This is a genomic window from Sphingomonas sp. MMS24-J13, assembly GCF_044905095.1.
GTDB lineage: Bacteria > Pseudomonadota > Alphaproteobacteria > Sphingomonadales > Sphingomonadaceae > Sphingomonas_I.
Genome location: NZ_CP173258.1, coordinates 1,967,883 through 1,982,307 on the forward strand (window position 1 = coordinate 1,967,883; position 14,425 = coordinate 1,982,307).

Genomic DNA, 14,425 nt, shown 5'->3' on the forward strand with positions numbered 1-14,425 from the left:
TTCGGGAAGGCTGCTCGCAATCGTGCGCGAAACGATACCGGAGTCGCTCCCAAATTCTTGGCGGCCAGCCCAGCTTCCGCGGTGCGGCCGCAGGCGATATAATCCACCTTCGGCCACCCACACCAAAACTGTGGCATGGCCCGGATCAGCGCGTTTTATCGGCGCAACCATCTGCGGCACGGCCGCATCGGTCCCGGGCACCAGTGCCCGCATGATCTCACCCGGCCGTCCGCCGCCTGCCCTGTTCCACCCCCTGTTACGGAGATTTCCCGCCCTGTTATGTCGAATTTGATTCACTGTTCCGCGCAGAAAGCGTGCGCGCCGAAACTGTCGCCCGATCAGGGCGATGGAAGGGGCGGCGCGTCTGCGGGCGATGCAGAAATGCGGATTTTCCCTGTTATTGGCGCGATAACAGGGAAAAACAGGGAAAGCGGGCCGGTGCCCCGCCGTGAAATGTCATGCAAATGCATTACGTGCTCTTCTCCAACGTCATGCAAATGCATGACGGCACCGCGGCCGGGCATGCGCGCGCCCGGCCAGCGCTCAGCAGCGTTGCTCCTGATAGGCGGCCGCCGCGCCGAGCAGGCCCGGTTCGGGGTGGCAGGCGAGGCGGATCGGGAGTTCGGCCATGCGCCGCGCGAAGCGGCCCTTGGCGCGGAAGCGATCGTGGAACAGCGGGCCGGCCAGGCGATCGCGGATGCGGTTGGCGAGGCCGCCGGTGATGGCGACGGCATTGGCGCCGTGCGCGAGTGCGAGATCGCCGGCGAACGATCCGAGCGCCATCACCAGCCGATCGAGCGCCTGCGCCGCCAGATCGTCGGCGCCGTCGATCGCCAACTGCCACAGCGCCGCATCGTCCACCGGGACGATCGGCCGGCCGGCGTTGGCCGCCAGCGCTTCGCGGATCGCGGCCAGCGCCGGGCCGGCGCAGACGCGCTCGGCGGACACGCGGCCATGCTGCGCCCGCAGCCGCTGCGCCAGGGCTTCCTCGAACCCGTCGAGCGCGGCGAAATCGACATGCCCGCCCTCGCTGGCGATGACGATGTTGCGCCCGCCGGTGCGCAGCAACTGGGCGACGCCCAGGCCGGTGCCCGGCCCGATCACGGTCGTCACGCCCGAACCCGGCCAGGCGCCCGCGGTGCCGCCGAGATGATCGAACTCGCTATCGTCCATCACGCCGATCCCCGCCGCCATCGCCGCGAAATCGTTGAGCAGGAGCGGATCGCGATCGAGGCCCAGCTCGTCGCCGATCGTGGCCGGGCGGATGAGCCAGGGATTGTTGGTGAAGCGGATCAGTTCGCCGTCGACGGGGCCGGCGATGGCGATGGCAGCCGCGGCGGGCAGGACGCCCCCGCAATCGCGGCCGAACGCCGCCCAGGCCGAGGCGAGGCCGGCATGATCGGCGGTGCGATATTTGCGCATCCGGCCGAGCGCCGGCCGCCGCCCGGGCTGCAGCTCGGCCAGCGCGAAGCGGGCGTGGGTCCCGCCGATATCGACCGCGACAACCTGGTTCATACAAGCTCACCCATGCCACATCGCTCCGTTTCGTTCGGCCAGCGCCATCGCGGCCGGCGGGCCCCAGCTGCCGGCGGGGTAGAGCGCGGGGGTCATCCGCGCCGCCGCCCAGCCCGCCCGGATCGCGTCGATCCAGCGCCACTGCGCCTCCACCTCGTCGCGGCGGACGAACAAGGTCGGGTCGCCCTCGATCAGATCGAGCAGCAGCCGCTCATAGGCGATGCGGCGGCGCGCGCCGGCAAAGGCATCGCGCAGTGCGATATCGAGCGGGATCTCGCGCAGCACGATCCCCTCGCCGCCGAGGCCGGGCTGCTTGGCCATGACGAGCAGACGGATATTCTCGTCCGGCTGGAGCAGGATGACGAGCTTGTTCGGCTTGAGCGGCTGGCCCTCGAAGATCGAGTGGGGCACGCCGCGGAACTGGATCACGATCTCGGTCCGGCGATCTGGCAGGCGCTTGCCGGTGCGCAGGTAGAAGGGCACGCCGCGCCAGCGCCAATTGTCGACATGCGCCCTGATCGCGACGAAGGTCTCGGTGGCCGATGGCCGGCCGAGTTCGTCGGCATAGCCCGCCACCGCCTGGCCGCCGATCGCGCCCGCGCGATACTGGCCGATCACGCTATCGCCCGGCGCGCTGGCCGCGTCGATCGGGCGGAGCGAGCGCAGCACCTTGACCTTCTCGTCGCGCACCGCGGCGGCATCGAAGCGGGCGGGCGGCTCCATCGCCACCAAGGCGAGCAACTGGAGCATATGGTTCTGGACCATATCGCGCAGCGCGCCGGCATCGTCGTAGAAGCCGACCCGGCCCTCCAGCCCGACCGTCTCGGCGACGCTGATCTGGACATGATCGATCCCGCCGGCATTCCACAGCGGCTCGAACAGCGAATTGGCGAAGCGCAGCGCGATCAGGTTCTGGACGGTTTCCTTGCCGAGATAATGATCGATCCGGAAGATCCGATCCTCGGGAAAGGCGGCGGCGACCGCATCGTTGATCGCCTGGCTCGAGGCGAGATCGTGGCCGAGCGGTTTCTCGAGCGCGAGGCGGGCATTGTCGCCGGCCAGCCCGTGGGCGGCGAGCCCGCCGATCGCCGGCCGGAAGAGCGCCGGGGCGGTCGACAGGAACGCCGCCAGCGGGCGGCGGGCGCGATCGCCGAGCGCCGTCGCCAGCCCCGCAAAGGAGCGCGCATCGTGCAGATCGAGCGGAACGTAGCGCAGCCGATCGAGGAAGCCGGGAATGAGGGCGCGCCGATCGCCGGTCACCGCCTTCGCCAGCGCCTGCCCCGCCAGATCGCGGAAGGCCGCATCGTCCTCGTCGCTGCGCGCGGTGCCCAGGATCAGCAGATCGTCGGGCACGAGCCCGTCGGCATGGAGCCCGAACAGCGAGGGCAGCAGCATGCGCTGCGACAGGTCTCCGGTCGCGCCGAACAGGATGAGCGTCTGCGCGGCCGCCGTCATTCGTCCCCGCACCGCGTCATCGGCACCGCGACATAATCGATGCGCGCGTCCGAAATCGAGATGGTGCCGGTGGTGGCGGCGAGCGCGAACGGCCGGTCGATCCGCGCCATGTCGACACCGCCGGCGCGGAAGCACTGGAGCGGCACGGCGATCCTGCCCCACGCGCCCGGCGCGGCCGCCGCGAGCGTCCGTCCGACCGGAACCGCGCGCGTCCGCTCGCCCGATCCCATCGCGAGCGTGACGGTGCCGGTCAGCGGCTGGTCGATGCGATACTCCATGACGAGGCTGAGCTCGCCATTGGCTTCGCGGCTCATGTCGATCGGTCTGGCTGCCTCGATCCGCATTTCGGCATCGCCGGTAAAGGTGAGGCGCCGCGAATCCTCCTGCGCGCGCCGGTCGATCGCGGTGACGCTGAGGTGATGCGTCGGCGTCGCCCCGACCGCGCCGGGCAGGATGGCGAAGGCCGAGTTGCGATCGCCGATCGCGAAACGCCAGCCATCGGGCACGCGGCCCCGGCTCCAGAAGCGCGAGCTGTTGCCGGCGTCGAGCCCGGCGGGCCGCGTCTCGTCGAGCCGGCCGAGATGCGCGGGCCTCGCATAGGTCAGGCCGAAGCCGATCGGGAAGAGCGGGTCATAGCCCGGATCGCGGCGGTTCAGCACATATTGGTCGGGCCGTTTCGGCCAGGAGAAACTGAGCCGGCCGCGGAAATCCTGCGCGATGCGGCCGTCGGACTTGCGGAACAGCATGTCGGCGACGCCGCCACCCTCGGTGCCCGGCAGGAAGGCGGCGACGAACGCGTCCGACGCGTTGATCTCGGCATTCACCCACAAGGGCCGGCCGGACAGGAACACCGCCACGACCGGGATGCCGGCCGCCTTGAGCCGCTTGAGCAATGCCAGATCGGATTTGTCGTCCGGGCTATAGTCGAGATTGGGCCGATCGCCCTTGAACTCCGCATAAGGCTGCTCGCCGAACACGACGATCGCGGCGTCGGGCTTGCGGGCGAAGCTGCCGTCCGGCGACAAGGTCGCGATGCCTCCGCCCGCGCGCACCGTCTCGGCGATGCCGTGCCAGATCGTCTCGCCATTGGGAAAGACCGCGTTGGGGACGTCGGTGCCCTGCCAGGTGATCGTCCAGCCGCCCGATTGCTGGCTGATGCTGTCGGCGCCACCGCCTGCGACGAGGATGTTCGCCGACGGCCTGAGCGGCAGCACGCCCTCGTTCTTGAGCAACACCATCGATTCCCGCACCGCCTGCCGCGCGATCGCGCGATGCGCGGGCGAGCCGATCAGGTCGAAATGACCCGCGACCGGCCGCGACGAGGGCCGCCCGCGCTCGAACAGTCCCGCGCGCAGCTTGACCCGCAGGATGCGCCGCACCGCATCGTCGAGCCGCGCCGCGGGGATCTCGCCCGATCGCGCCTGTGCCAGCGTATTCTCGTAGAGCTGCTTCCAGCCCGGCCCCGAATACATGAACATGTCGAGCCCGGCGTTGATCGCCTGCGGGCAGCTTTCGTTGGTGCAGCCGGCGACCTGGCCATGGCTGTTCCAGTCGCCGACGACGAAGCCGTCGAAATGCATCCGGTCCTTGAGCACATCGGTGAGCAGGCTCTTGTTGCCGCTCATCTTGACCCCGTTCCAGCTGGAGAAGCTGGCCATCACCGATTGCGTCCCCGCCTCCAGCGCCGCCGGATAGCCGCCGAGATGGACGTCGCGCAGCACCTCCTCGCCGATCTGCGCATCGCCCTGATCGCGCCCGCCGGTGCCGCCGTCGCCCAGGAAATGCTTGGTCGTGGCGATGACATGGGTGGGCGAGAGGAAGTCCTTCGTGCCCACCCTGCCCTGCACCCCCTCGATCATCGCGCCGGCATAATCGGTCGGGATCGCGGGCTCCTCCGAATAGCTTTCGTAGGTGCGGCCCCAGCGATCGTCCTGCACCACCGCAAGTGTGGGCGCGAAAGTCCAGTCGAGCCCGGCGGCGGCGGTCTCGATCGCGGTGACCTCGCCGATCTTGCGGATCAGATCGCGGTCGTGCGCGGCGCCGAGCCCGATATTGTGCGGGAAGATGGTCGCGCCGGGGATGTTGTTGTTGCCGTGGACCGCATCCGTGCCCCAGATGATCGGAATGTGCGGCCGGCCGTCGCTGCGCGCCATCGAGGCATCGTAATATTCGTCGGCGAGCTGGAGCCACTTGGGCGCGGGCGCGAAATCGTCGCCATAGGGCCCCGAATTGCCGCCGTTGAGGATCGAACCGAGCTTGTAGGTGCGGATGTCGGCGGGCGTGATGCTGCCGATATCGACCTGGATGAGCTGGCCGACCTTGTCCTCGACGCTCATCCGCGCGAGCAGGGCATCGATGCGCCGCTCGATCGCCGGATCGCGCGGCGGCATCGCCTTCACCGCCGGCCACAGGGCCGGATGCGCGATCGGCGACAATGGCGGCGAGAGCGGCGCGGAGACAGCCGGAGAGAGGGCCGCGGCAAGAGCGGCGAGCGATACGAAAACGGATGTCATCTGGTCTTCCGGGTCAGGCGTCGGCGCGCAGGCGCTTGACGTGGTGGGCGGGGGCAAGGAGCAGGCGGAGCAGAGGCCCGGTCATCAGCGTGGTGGTGACCGCCATGACGACCAGCATCGTGAAGATCGATTGCGGCAGGAAACCGAGCTCGTAGCCGACGTTGAGGACGATCAATTCCATCAGCGCGCGGGTGTTCATCAATGCCCCGAGGGTGAGCGCGGGACGTGTCTCGAGCCCGGCGGAGCGCGCGGCGAGCGCCACGGGCACGATCTTGCCGAGGATCGCCGCCGCCATGATGAGCAGCAGCCACGGCAGATCGGCGAAGGTGAGGCCGAGCAGGTTGGTCCTGAGGCCGGTGAAGGTGAAGAAGATCGGGAGGAAGAAGGTCAAAACGAACTGCCCGACCTGCTTCTGCCAGGCGGCCGCGACCGCATGGTGGCGATGGAACAGCAGCCCCGCAGCAAAGCCCCCGAAGATCGCGAAGATGCCGAGCGCGTAGGTGCACAAGGCCAGCGCGAAGATCAGGCAGAGGATCGCAGCGAGCAAATTGGGCGGCAAGGCGCTCTCGACCAGCGGCATCCTGGCGAGCAGCCGATCGACCGCCGGGGCGAGCGCGAAACGCAGCGCCACCATGAACAGCACGAGCCCGCCCAGTTGCACGGCGATGCTCGCCCCGGTGAGATGCGCGGTCGCATAAGCCGAGACGAAGGCCAGGAGGAGCCAGCCGACGACGTCGTTGAACGTCGCGGCGGCGATCGCGATGACGCCGATCTCGGTCCGCTCCATGCGATGTTCGACGAGGATGCGGCCGAGAATCGGCACCGCGGTGATCGCGAGCGCGACGCCGCAGAACAGGCTGTAGGTCAGCGGATCGATCGCGGGTGCCATGACGCCCGCCGACAGCCAGCCTATCCCGACACCGAGCCCGAACGGCACCACCACCGAGGGCAAGGCGACCGCCAGCGCGATCCTGCGCACACGCGGCTCATCGAGACGTTCGAACGCGAATCCGCAGCCGATCTGGAACATCAGCAGCACCAGCCCGATCTGGCTGAGGATCGAGATCGCCGGATCGGGCTTAGTACCGAACAGACCAGTCGCCAGTTCCGGGAAGAGATGGCCAAAGAGCGAGGGCCCGAGCAACAGCCCGGCGACGATCTCGCCGACCGCGCCGGGCTGGCCGATCGCGCGAAACACGGCATTGCCGATCCGTGCCGCGGCGATGATCACGATCAACTGCAGCAGCACGTGGAAGAGCAGGCTCTCGGTCGTGTGGACGGAGGCAGTCATGGCATCAGGCCTCCCGCACGGGGCGGCGGGCATAAAGGCCGTAGCCCGCGATCACCGCGTAGCAGAGCGCCGGCAGCAGCAAGGCGAAATGGAGGTTGGTCGCATCGGCCAGCCGGCCGGTGAGCCACGGCACGACCGCACCGCCGACGATTGCGGTCGCGATCACGCCCGATCCCTCGGCCGCACGCGGGCCGAGCCCCTCGCTGGCGAGGCTGAAGATTGTCGGGAACATGATCGAGTTGAACAGCCCGATCGCGAGCAATGCCCAGCCCGACACGCCGCCGGTGGTGTTGGCCGAGACGAGGATGAGCAGGATCACGCCGCTTGCCATCGCCGCAAGCAATTTGCCCGGCGACACCACCCGCAGCAGCCCCGCACCGAGGAAACGGCCGACCAGCGCGCCGCCCCAATAATAGAAGACATGATTGCCGGCCTCGACATCGCCGACGTGCCAGACGCTGGGCTCCATCAGATAGGTGACGATCAGCGAGCCGATCGAAACCTCGGCGCCGACATAGAGGAAGATGCCGAGTGCCCCGAGCGCGAAGCGCGGCCGCGCGAGCAGGCCGAAAGCGTGGAGGATATTGCCGGTGCGATCCTGCACCTCGCGCAGGCGATTGCGCTGCGTCCAGACCACTGCGGCGATGACGATCAGGGCGACGGCGAGGCCGAGATAGGTGTGGACGATCGCGCGCGACGCCTCGGCGCGATAGGCATCGAGCGCCGGGCCGGACAAGGTTGCCGCGCTAACGCTCGCCAGCCCGCCGAGGATCAGCACCGATCCGACGCGCGGGAAGATCGTCGTGCCGAGCGAGTTGAACGCCTGCGCGAAGGTCAGCCGGCTATGCGCGGTCTGCGGCGCGCCGAGCAGCGAGATGAGCGGATTGGCGACGACCTGCACGATCGTGATGCCGGCGCCGAGGACGAACAGAGCCACCAGGAACAGGCCGAAGGTCGCGGTCGACGAAGCCGGGATGAACAGGAGGCAGCCCGCTGTCATCGTCGCGAGGCCGATTGCGGCGGTGCGCAGATAGCCGGCACGCCGCACGATCGCCGCCGCCGGCAGCGAGAACAAAGCATAAGCGAGGAAGAACGCCGTCTGCACCAGCATCGCGCTGGCGTGGGTCAGCGTGAACAGTTCCTTCAGCTTGGGGATGATCACGTCGTTGAGGCTGGTGATCCCGCCGAAGATGAAGAACAGAGCGAAGGTGAACCAGCGCAGGCTGGCGACCGATCCCTCGATCCGGCCGGTGGCCGCGCTGTCGGAAAGTGGCGTCACCGTGCGTCTTTCGGTTCAGGGTTTGAGCGTTTTGGTGGCGAGGCGGAGCGTGCCGTGCGCGACCATGTCGGTGGCCGAACGGCCGATCGCGTAGCGCCGGGCGCCGCCGTCGATCACCCAGGCGTGCCGGCTGAGATCGAAGCGGGCATAGGTGCGCGGCTCGAGCGCGATCGTGACGCGGCGGGTCTGGCCGGGCTGCAGTGCGATCTTCTGAAAGCCGGCGAGGCGGTAAGGTGTGCCTTTCGCGCCCTCGACATAGATTTGCGGAACGTCGGCACCCGGCCATCCGCCCCTGTTGGTCACGTTGAAGCTGATCTTCGGGATCACGCCGCCACTGATCGTCGCGGGGCCGTAGGCGAAGCGCGTATAGGTCAGGCCGTAACCGAACGGGAACAAGGGCTTGGCGCCGGTCTTCGCATACCAGCGATAGCCGACGTCGGCGCCCTCCCGATACGTCACGTCGAACGGCGCGACGCCCGCCGACATCCCATAATTGGTGGTGTCGCCCGCCTTGCGCCGTGCGACCGCGGCGTGGAGATTGTCGAGCCCGAGCGGCATTGGCCGTGGCGCCTGTTCGGCCGAGACCGGAAAGGTAATCGGCAGGCGCCCCGACGGGTTCACTTCGCCCGACAGGATGCGCGCGAGCGCCTCGCCGCCGCGCTGGCCGGGATACCATGCCTGCAGCAGGGCCGGCACACGCGCGACCCATGGCATCAGCACCGGGCCGCTCGTCTCCAGCACGACCAAAGTCTTTTTGTTGGCATCGGCGACCGCGTCGATCAGCGCATCCTGACGATCGGGCAGCGCCAGCGTCTCGACATCCTGCGCCTCGGACTGCCACTGCCATGCGAACACGATCGCGAGATCGGCGCGCTGCGCAGCCGCCGCGGCCGCCTGCGGGTCGTTCCCGTCGAGATAGGTGACATCGGCATTCGGATACATCTTGCGGATCGCGGCGAGCGGCGACGAGGCGTGCCAGGTGATCCGCGCGAACGAGGCGGCTTCGCCCTCGGTCAGCCTTATCTCGACCGGAGCGCCGCCGGTCGAGCGCACCTGCGACGATCCGCCGCCCGAAAGCACGCCGACGTCGGCATGCGCACCGATCAGCACGATCCGCTTGGCGCTCCTCGCCAGCGGCAGGATATCGCCCTCGTTCTTGAGCAGCACCATGCCCTGCTCGGCGACGCGCTGCGCGATATCGGCATGGGCGGCGAGATCGATCGGCTGCGGCGTGGAAGGCACCGGATCGTCCATCAGCCCGCTGGCGATGACCCCGGTCAGGATACGGCGGACCATATCGTCGAGCCGCGCCATCGGTATGCGCCCGGCCTCCACCGCAGCCTTCAACGGATCGCCGAAATAGAAAGCGCGATCGAGCTCCTGTCCCGATTGCTGGTCGAGCCCGGCATTGGCGGCTTTCTCGGTCGAATGGACCGCGCCCCAATCGGACATCACCCAGCCCGGATATTGCCAATCCTGCTTGAGTACGCCGTTGAGCAGCCCGTCATTCTCGCAGGCATAATCGCCGTTGACCTTGTTGTAGGCGCACATGACCGAGCCGGGCCGTCCGCGCTCGATCGCGATCTCGAAGGCAAGCAGATCGCTTTCGCGCAACGCCGCCGGATCGATCTGCGCGTCGAGGACGTGGCGGCCGGTCTCCTGCGAATTCAGAACGAAATGCTTGACGGTCGAGACGATGTGCGCGCTCTCGACCCCGCGGATCGCCTCGCCGCCCATCACGCCCGCGAGCAACGGATCCTCGCCCAGATACTCGAAATTGCGCCCGTTCCACGGATCGCGCGTCAGATTGACCCCGCCCGCGAGCAGGATGTTGAAGGTCTTGGACCGCGCCTCGTTCGCGATCATCGCACCGCCGGTGCGCGCCAGTTCGGGGTCGAAGGTGGCCGCGGTGGCGAGCCCTGCCGGCAAGGCGGTCGCGGTATCGCCCTTGCGCTGCTCGATCTGGTTGGCGACGCCGAGGCTGGCGTCGCTCTCGCGCAGGGTCGGCACGCCGAGGCGCGGAATGCCCGGAATATGCCCGGCCGACGGGATCATTCCCATCGCCTGCGCGGGCTTGGCGAGCGGCGGGAAATAACCGTGGACGAGCTGGAGTTTCTCGTCGAGCGTCATCGCCTTGACGATCAGCGCGGCACGATCGGACGCGCTCAGCGCGCGATCGTCCCATGGCTGGGCGGCCAGAGCCGGTACGGCGCTGGTGGCGAGCATAGCGGCAAGCAACAGGGTCTTCACAGGAACAGTTCTCATCATGCGGCGCGGCGCAGCTCTTCGAGCAGCTGGCGATGGGGCGGAAGATTGGCGATGGCCTGTTTGGCGGCGTCGAACACGCGCAGGAACGCCTGGCCGGCCTGGGCGTCGTCATGATGACGCGCGCCGACCGCGGCCGGATCGGTGCGGAAGCCCATGCCGTAGAGGATGAACTGCCAGCTCGCGGGCAGGAACGTCTCATGATCGACGACGAAGTCGAAGCGCGACGGAGGACGGTGGCGCCATTGCGCGAGCTTGTCCCGAAGCCCCCCGGGGAAGGTCGCAGGGTCGGTGTTGTCGCGCCAGTAAGCCGTGTCGCGCCGCTGGCTGATGGCGTAATGCAGCTTCAGGAATTCGACGATCGCGGCAAAGCGCGCCGCCATCAGCCGGTTATACTGGCGTGCCGCGGCGGCCATCGCGGCCTCATCGGACACCGGCGAGCCGAGGAAATCGCCGAGCATCCGCGCGGCAACTTCGATCAGCATGATCCCCGTCAATTCCAGCGGCTCGAAAAAGCCCGCCGCCAATCCGACGGCCGCGCAATTCCCCACCCATTGCGTTTCACGATAACCGCTTTCGAAGCGCAGCTGGCGGACGGACAAGTCCTTGCCGGCATCACCGAGATAGGTGCGTAGGGTGCGCTCGGACGCTTCGTCGTCGCTATGCCGGCTGGAATAGACGTAGCCGACGCCGCGCCGCGCGCCGAGGCCGATATCCCAGGTCCAGCCCGCCTCATGCGCCGTCGCCAGCGTATAGGGATGGATGGCATCGCCGGGGCCGGCATGCGGCACCTGGATCGCCAGCGCGCGATCGTTGAACAGGATATCGCCGACGCCCTTGAACGGCATGCCGAGCGTCTTGCCGATCAGCAACGCGCGGAAGCCCGAGCAATCGACGAAGAAATCGCCCTCGATTCCTTCGCGGCCATCGTCGGGCACGACCGCGGCGATGCGGCCATCGGCATGCTGCGTCACCTCACCGATCGTCGCCTCGATCCGCTCGACGCCGTTGGCGGTGGCGACCTCACGCAGATGATCGGCGAAGCGCGCGGCGTCGAAATGATAGGCATAGTTCATCGGCCCCGAGAAACCGGGATCGTTCGCCCGCTTCGGTGCGCAGCCGGCGCGGATGACATGGCCTTGCGCGGTCACCGCATCGGCATAGGCCGGGCGCTTCGCCTCCCCGTCGGCCTTGATCCAGTAAGGCAACAGGCCTTCGTCGCCACCGAACGGCAGATTGAACGGGTGGAAATAATCGTCGGTCGCGGCACCGGGGGTCGCGCGGCCGGTCCAGCCGATAAAGCGCACCCCCTGCTTGAAGCTGCCATCGGCCTTGCGCAGGAATTCGCGCTCGTCGATCCCGCACGCCGCCAGCGTTTCACGGATCGTCGGGAACGTGCCCTCCCCCACCCCGATGATGCCGATCGCCGCGGATTCGACCAGGCTGATGCGCCAGCTTTCGGGGGCGAGCGTCCGGACGAGATAGGCGGCGGTCAGCCATCCTGCGGTGCCGCCGCCGACGATGACAATACGCTTGGTCATATCCGCCAGCCTTGCGCCTTTTGGAAGGACGGCTGCCGCCAGGGGTAAAGGCGGCAGCCGCAGGGAGCCGCGACGGGATCGCGGCCGGAGGGATCGGATCAGAACTTCGCGCGGGCGCGCACGCCCCAGGTCCGCGGTGACTGCAACACCGAGATAAAGACCGGGGTTGCCGGCGCACCGAACGAGCCGGTACCGGTGCGGATTTTCTTGTTCTCGATATTCTCGACGAAGCCTTCGAGCATGAACCGCTTGTTCTCGGGCTCGAAGCGGAGCGAGAAGTCGGTCCTGAAATAAGCCTTCTGGCGATCGAAATCGGTGCCGTAGATGCCGCGCGGGGTGCCGGTGGTGTTGGGGTTCACGAACGGATTGGCATCGCCGTTGAAGTAGCTGAGCCAGCTCTTCGTCTCGTAATGCGTCGTTGCGCGCGGTGTGAGCCTGGCGCCCGAAGCGAACACGAAATCATGCTCGTAGGTCGCCGTCGCCGAGAAGCGCGGCGCGTGCGCAAGCTCGTTGCCCTTCAGCTCCTCGACCTTGCCCTGATCCGAATTGTTGTAGAGCCGCGCATCGATGCTTTGGAGTTCCTCCAGCTTGGTCTTCTGGACGGTACCCGCAAACTGGAAGCGATCGGTGTCCGTGACATTCCAGGCCAGCTCGGCCTCGAAGCCATAGGCTTTGGCACCCTTGGCGTTCTGCGTGACGAGCTGGCTCGAAATCACATTGCCGGCGGCATCTCGGTTGGTGACCGCCTGATTGACCTGATACCCCTTGAAGTCGGAATAATAAGCCGCGACGTTCAACGTCATACGGTTGCCGAACAGCCGGTTCTTGAGGCCGACTTCGTAGTTGGTCAGCGATTCCGGATTGGTCAGGCCGGCATTGTCCTGGATGTTGCCCGATTTGAACCCGGTCGACACGCTCGCATAGCCGAGAATCCCGGGGGCGAGATCAGCATCGGCGCGGGCAAGGTAGGTGAGCTTGTGCCACTTGCCCTTCACATCGTTGTTGGCGATGCCGTAGCCCGGAAGCAGCGTCACCAATTGCTGCGCCGTTGCGTCGGGATAGGCGCCGAAGATGCCGGTGGTACAGGCGCCGCCGGGCGCCTTGTCCGCCGTCGAACAGCCCGCCCCCGAATAGGTGACGTTGCGGCCGCCAATATCCTGCTTCTTGTCGTCGGTGTAGCGCAAGCCGCCGGTCAGCCGGATCTTGTCGTTCACATGCCAGGTCGCCTGCCCGAAGGCGGCAAGGCTGTCGATCTCGCGATCGGCCTGGATGAAGCTGCCCGCCCAGCTGAAGGTGCCGTTGCGATAGCCGTTGCGCTGATCGACATCGAAGCGGATCTTGTTCTTCTCGTGGCTGTAATAGCCGCCGATGATCCAGTCGATCACGTTATCGCCACGCGACTTCAATTGCAGTTCGTGGCTCTGGAACTGATAGCTCGATGAAACGGTGCGGTTTTCCTGGAACGCGCCCGACGGCGTGCTGATGCTCGTCGGCGGCAAGGTGCCGGCGTCCGAATTGGTCTGGGTCGATCCGCCGATCTTCTGGTATCCGGCGATGTAGCTCGCCTGGATCTTGTCGCTGAGATTGTAATCCATCGTGCTGTGAACGTTGACCGACCAGCGATTTTCGTCCGGCGCGGTATCCGCAAGGATCGACCACATCTTTTGGCCCGGACGCGGATTCTGCATCAGCCCGGTGACCGGCGCCCCGGTATCCTTGTAGCCCTCGACCCCGAAGTTCCAGGTGAACTTGTCGGATGGCTGCCACAGGACATTGATGCGGCCCGACTGCTGATCGGCGGCATAATATTTCTTGCCCGAGGTGATGAACGCCGAGGGCGAAATGCCGGCGACAGCGGGCGGTTGCTGGTAATCGGCATAGCCGTCATGGCGGTCGCTGATGCCGGCGATACGGATCGCCAGCGTATCGGTGACCGGAATGTTGATCGCGCCACGCAGGCCGAAGCGGCTGTACGAGCCGGCGACGCCCTCGAGATAGCCCGAAAATTCGCCGAGCCTGGGCTTGGCGGTGGTGAGGTTGAGTGCACCGACCGTGGCGTTGCGGCCAAACAAGGTGCCCTGCGGGCCGCGCAACACCTCGGCGCGTTCCAGATCGTAGAGCAGCACGACCGCGCCCTGCGCGCGTGGGCTGTAGACGCCGTCGACATAGATCGCGACTTCGGGATCGGCGACCTCGGTATAGGCACTGTCGTTGCCGATGCCGCGCAGGGTGAGCAGGACCGCCGACTGATCGCCCTGCTGGTTGAACTGGAGCGAGGGGACGAAGCGCGCCAGATCGGTCACGTCCTTGACCTGCTGGCGATCGAGCGTCGCCTGGCTGAAGGCCGAGACCGCGACCGGGGTCTTCTGCAGGCTGGTCTCGCGACGGGTGGCGGTGACGATAATCTCGCCGACCTGCCCGGTGTCGGCGCTCGTCGCTTCGGGCGCCGCACCACCGGTGGGCGCAGCCTGGGCGAATGCGCTCTGGCTCGCGCCGATCGTCAGCCCCAGCGCAGTGCCCGCAACCAGGATAGCCTTCTTCGTCATCACAATCTCCCTGTTCGCCG

Annotated in this window: 8 protein-coding genes; all 8 read right to left on the minus strand. The window is 67.3% G+C overall.

Going from position 1 to position 14,425, the window contains the following annotated elements; translation table 11 throughout:
- Positions 1-543 precede the first annotated feature (543 nt).
- The 8 genes from AB4Z44_RS09275 to AB4Z44_RS09310 all read right to left on the minus strand — a co-directional run bounded on the left by AB4Z44_RS09275 (position 544) and on the right by AB4Z44_RS09310 (position 14,405).
- On the minus strand, positions 544-1,515 hold the full coding sequence (locus AB4Z44_RS09275; RefSeq protein ID WP_404713754.1) for a glucokinase: 972 nt from the start codon (positions 1,513-1,515) through the stop codon (positions 544-546).
- 6 nt (positions 1,516-1,521) lie between these two features.
- Positions 1,522-2,970, minus strand: coding sequence for a glucose-6-phosphate dehydrogenase (gene zwf, locus AB4Z44_RS09280; RefSeq protein WP_404713755.1), 1,449 nt, complete (start codon positions 2,968-2,970; stop codon positions 1,522-1,524).
- Complete coding sequence (locus AB4Z44_RS09285) at positions 2,967-5,483, minus strand: glycoside hydrolase family 3 protein (RefSeq protein WP_404713756.1); 2,517 nt, start codon at positions 5,481-5,483, stop codon at positions 2,967-2,969. Before AB4Z44_RS09285 ends, zwf begins: the two co-directional genes overlap by 4 nt.
- Positions 5,484-5,496: 13 nt before the next feature.
- The gene (locus AB4Z44_RS09290) at positions 5,497-6,774 is read right to left on the minus strand and encodes a cation:proton antiporter (RefSeq protein WP_404713757.1); all 1,278 of its coding nucleotides are present in this window, start codon (positions 6,772-6,774) and stop codon (positions 5,497-5,499) included.
- 4 nt (positions 6,775-6,778) lie between these two features.
- Entirely contained in the window at positions 6,779-8,053 is a 1,275-nt protein-coding gene (locus tag AB4Z44_RS09295) for a sugar MFS transporter (RefSeq protein WP_404713758.1), read from the minus strand.
- Positions 8,054-8,068: 15 nt separating this feature from the next.
- Positions 8,069-10,321 carry a glycoside hydrolase family 3 C-terminal domain-containing protein gene (locus AB4Z44_RS09300; RefSeq protein WP_404713759.1) on the minus strand — a complete coding sequence of 751 codons (2,253 nt, stop codon included), beginning with the start codon at positions 10,319-10,321 and terminating at the stop codon, positions 8,069-8,071.
- Positions 10,318-11,859: a tryptophan halogenase family protein gene (locus tag AB4Z44_RS09305; protein ID WP_404713760.1), complete on the minus strand. Its 1,542-nt coding sequence runs from the start codon at positions 11,857-11,859 to the stop codon at positions 10,318-10,320. The genes AB4Z44_RS09300 and AB4Z44_RS09305 overlap by 4 nt, the downstream gene beginning before the upstream one ends.
- Positions 11,860-11,957: 98 nt before the next feature.
- The gene (locus AB4Z44_RS09310; protein WP_404713761.1) at positions 11,958-14,405 is read right to left on the minus strand and encodes a TonB-dependent receptor; all 2,448 of its coding nucleotides are present in this window, start codon (positions 14,403-14,405) and stop codon (positions 11,958-11,960) included.
- Between the last annotated feature and the right edge of the window lie 20 nt (positions 14,406-14,425).

Bases quoted from the DNA above. Each gene is read 5' to 3' on its own strand.
- AB4Z44_RS09275 (WP_404713754.1), bottom strand. From the start codon at position 1,515: ATGAACCAGGTTGTCGCGGTCGATATCGGCGGGACCCACGCCCGCTTC.
- zwf (WP_404713755.1), bottom strand. From the start codon at position 2,970: ATGACGGCGGCCGCGCAGACGCTCATCCTGTTCGGCGCGACCGGAGAC.
- AB4Z44_RS09285 (WP_404713756.1), bottom strand. From the start codon at position 5,483: ATGACATCCGTTTTCGTATCGCTCGCCGCTCTTGCCGCGGCCCTCTCT.
- AB4Z44_RS09290 (WP_404713757.1), bottom strand. From the start codon at position 6,774: ATGACTGCCTCCGTCCACACGACCGAGAGCCTGCTCTTCCACGTGCTG.
- AB4Z44_RS09300 (WP_404713759.1), bottom strand. From the start codon at position 10,321: ATGATGAGAACTGTTCCTGTGAAGACCCTGTTGCTTGCCGCTATGCTC.
- AB4Z44_RS09305 (WP_404713760.1), bottom strand. From the start codon at position 11,859: ATGACCAAGCGTATTGTCATCGTCGGCGGCGGCACCGCAGGATGGCTG.
- AB4Z44_RS09310 (WP_404713761.1), bottom strand. From the start codon at position 14,405: ATGACGAAGAAGGCTATCCTGGTTGCGGGCACTGCGCTGGGGCTGACG.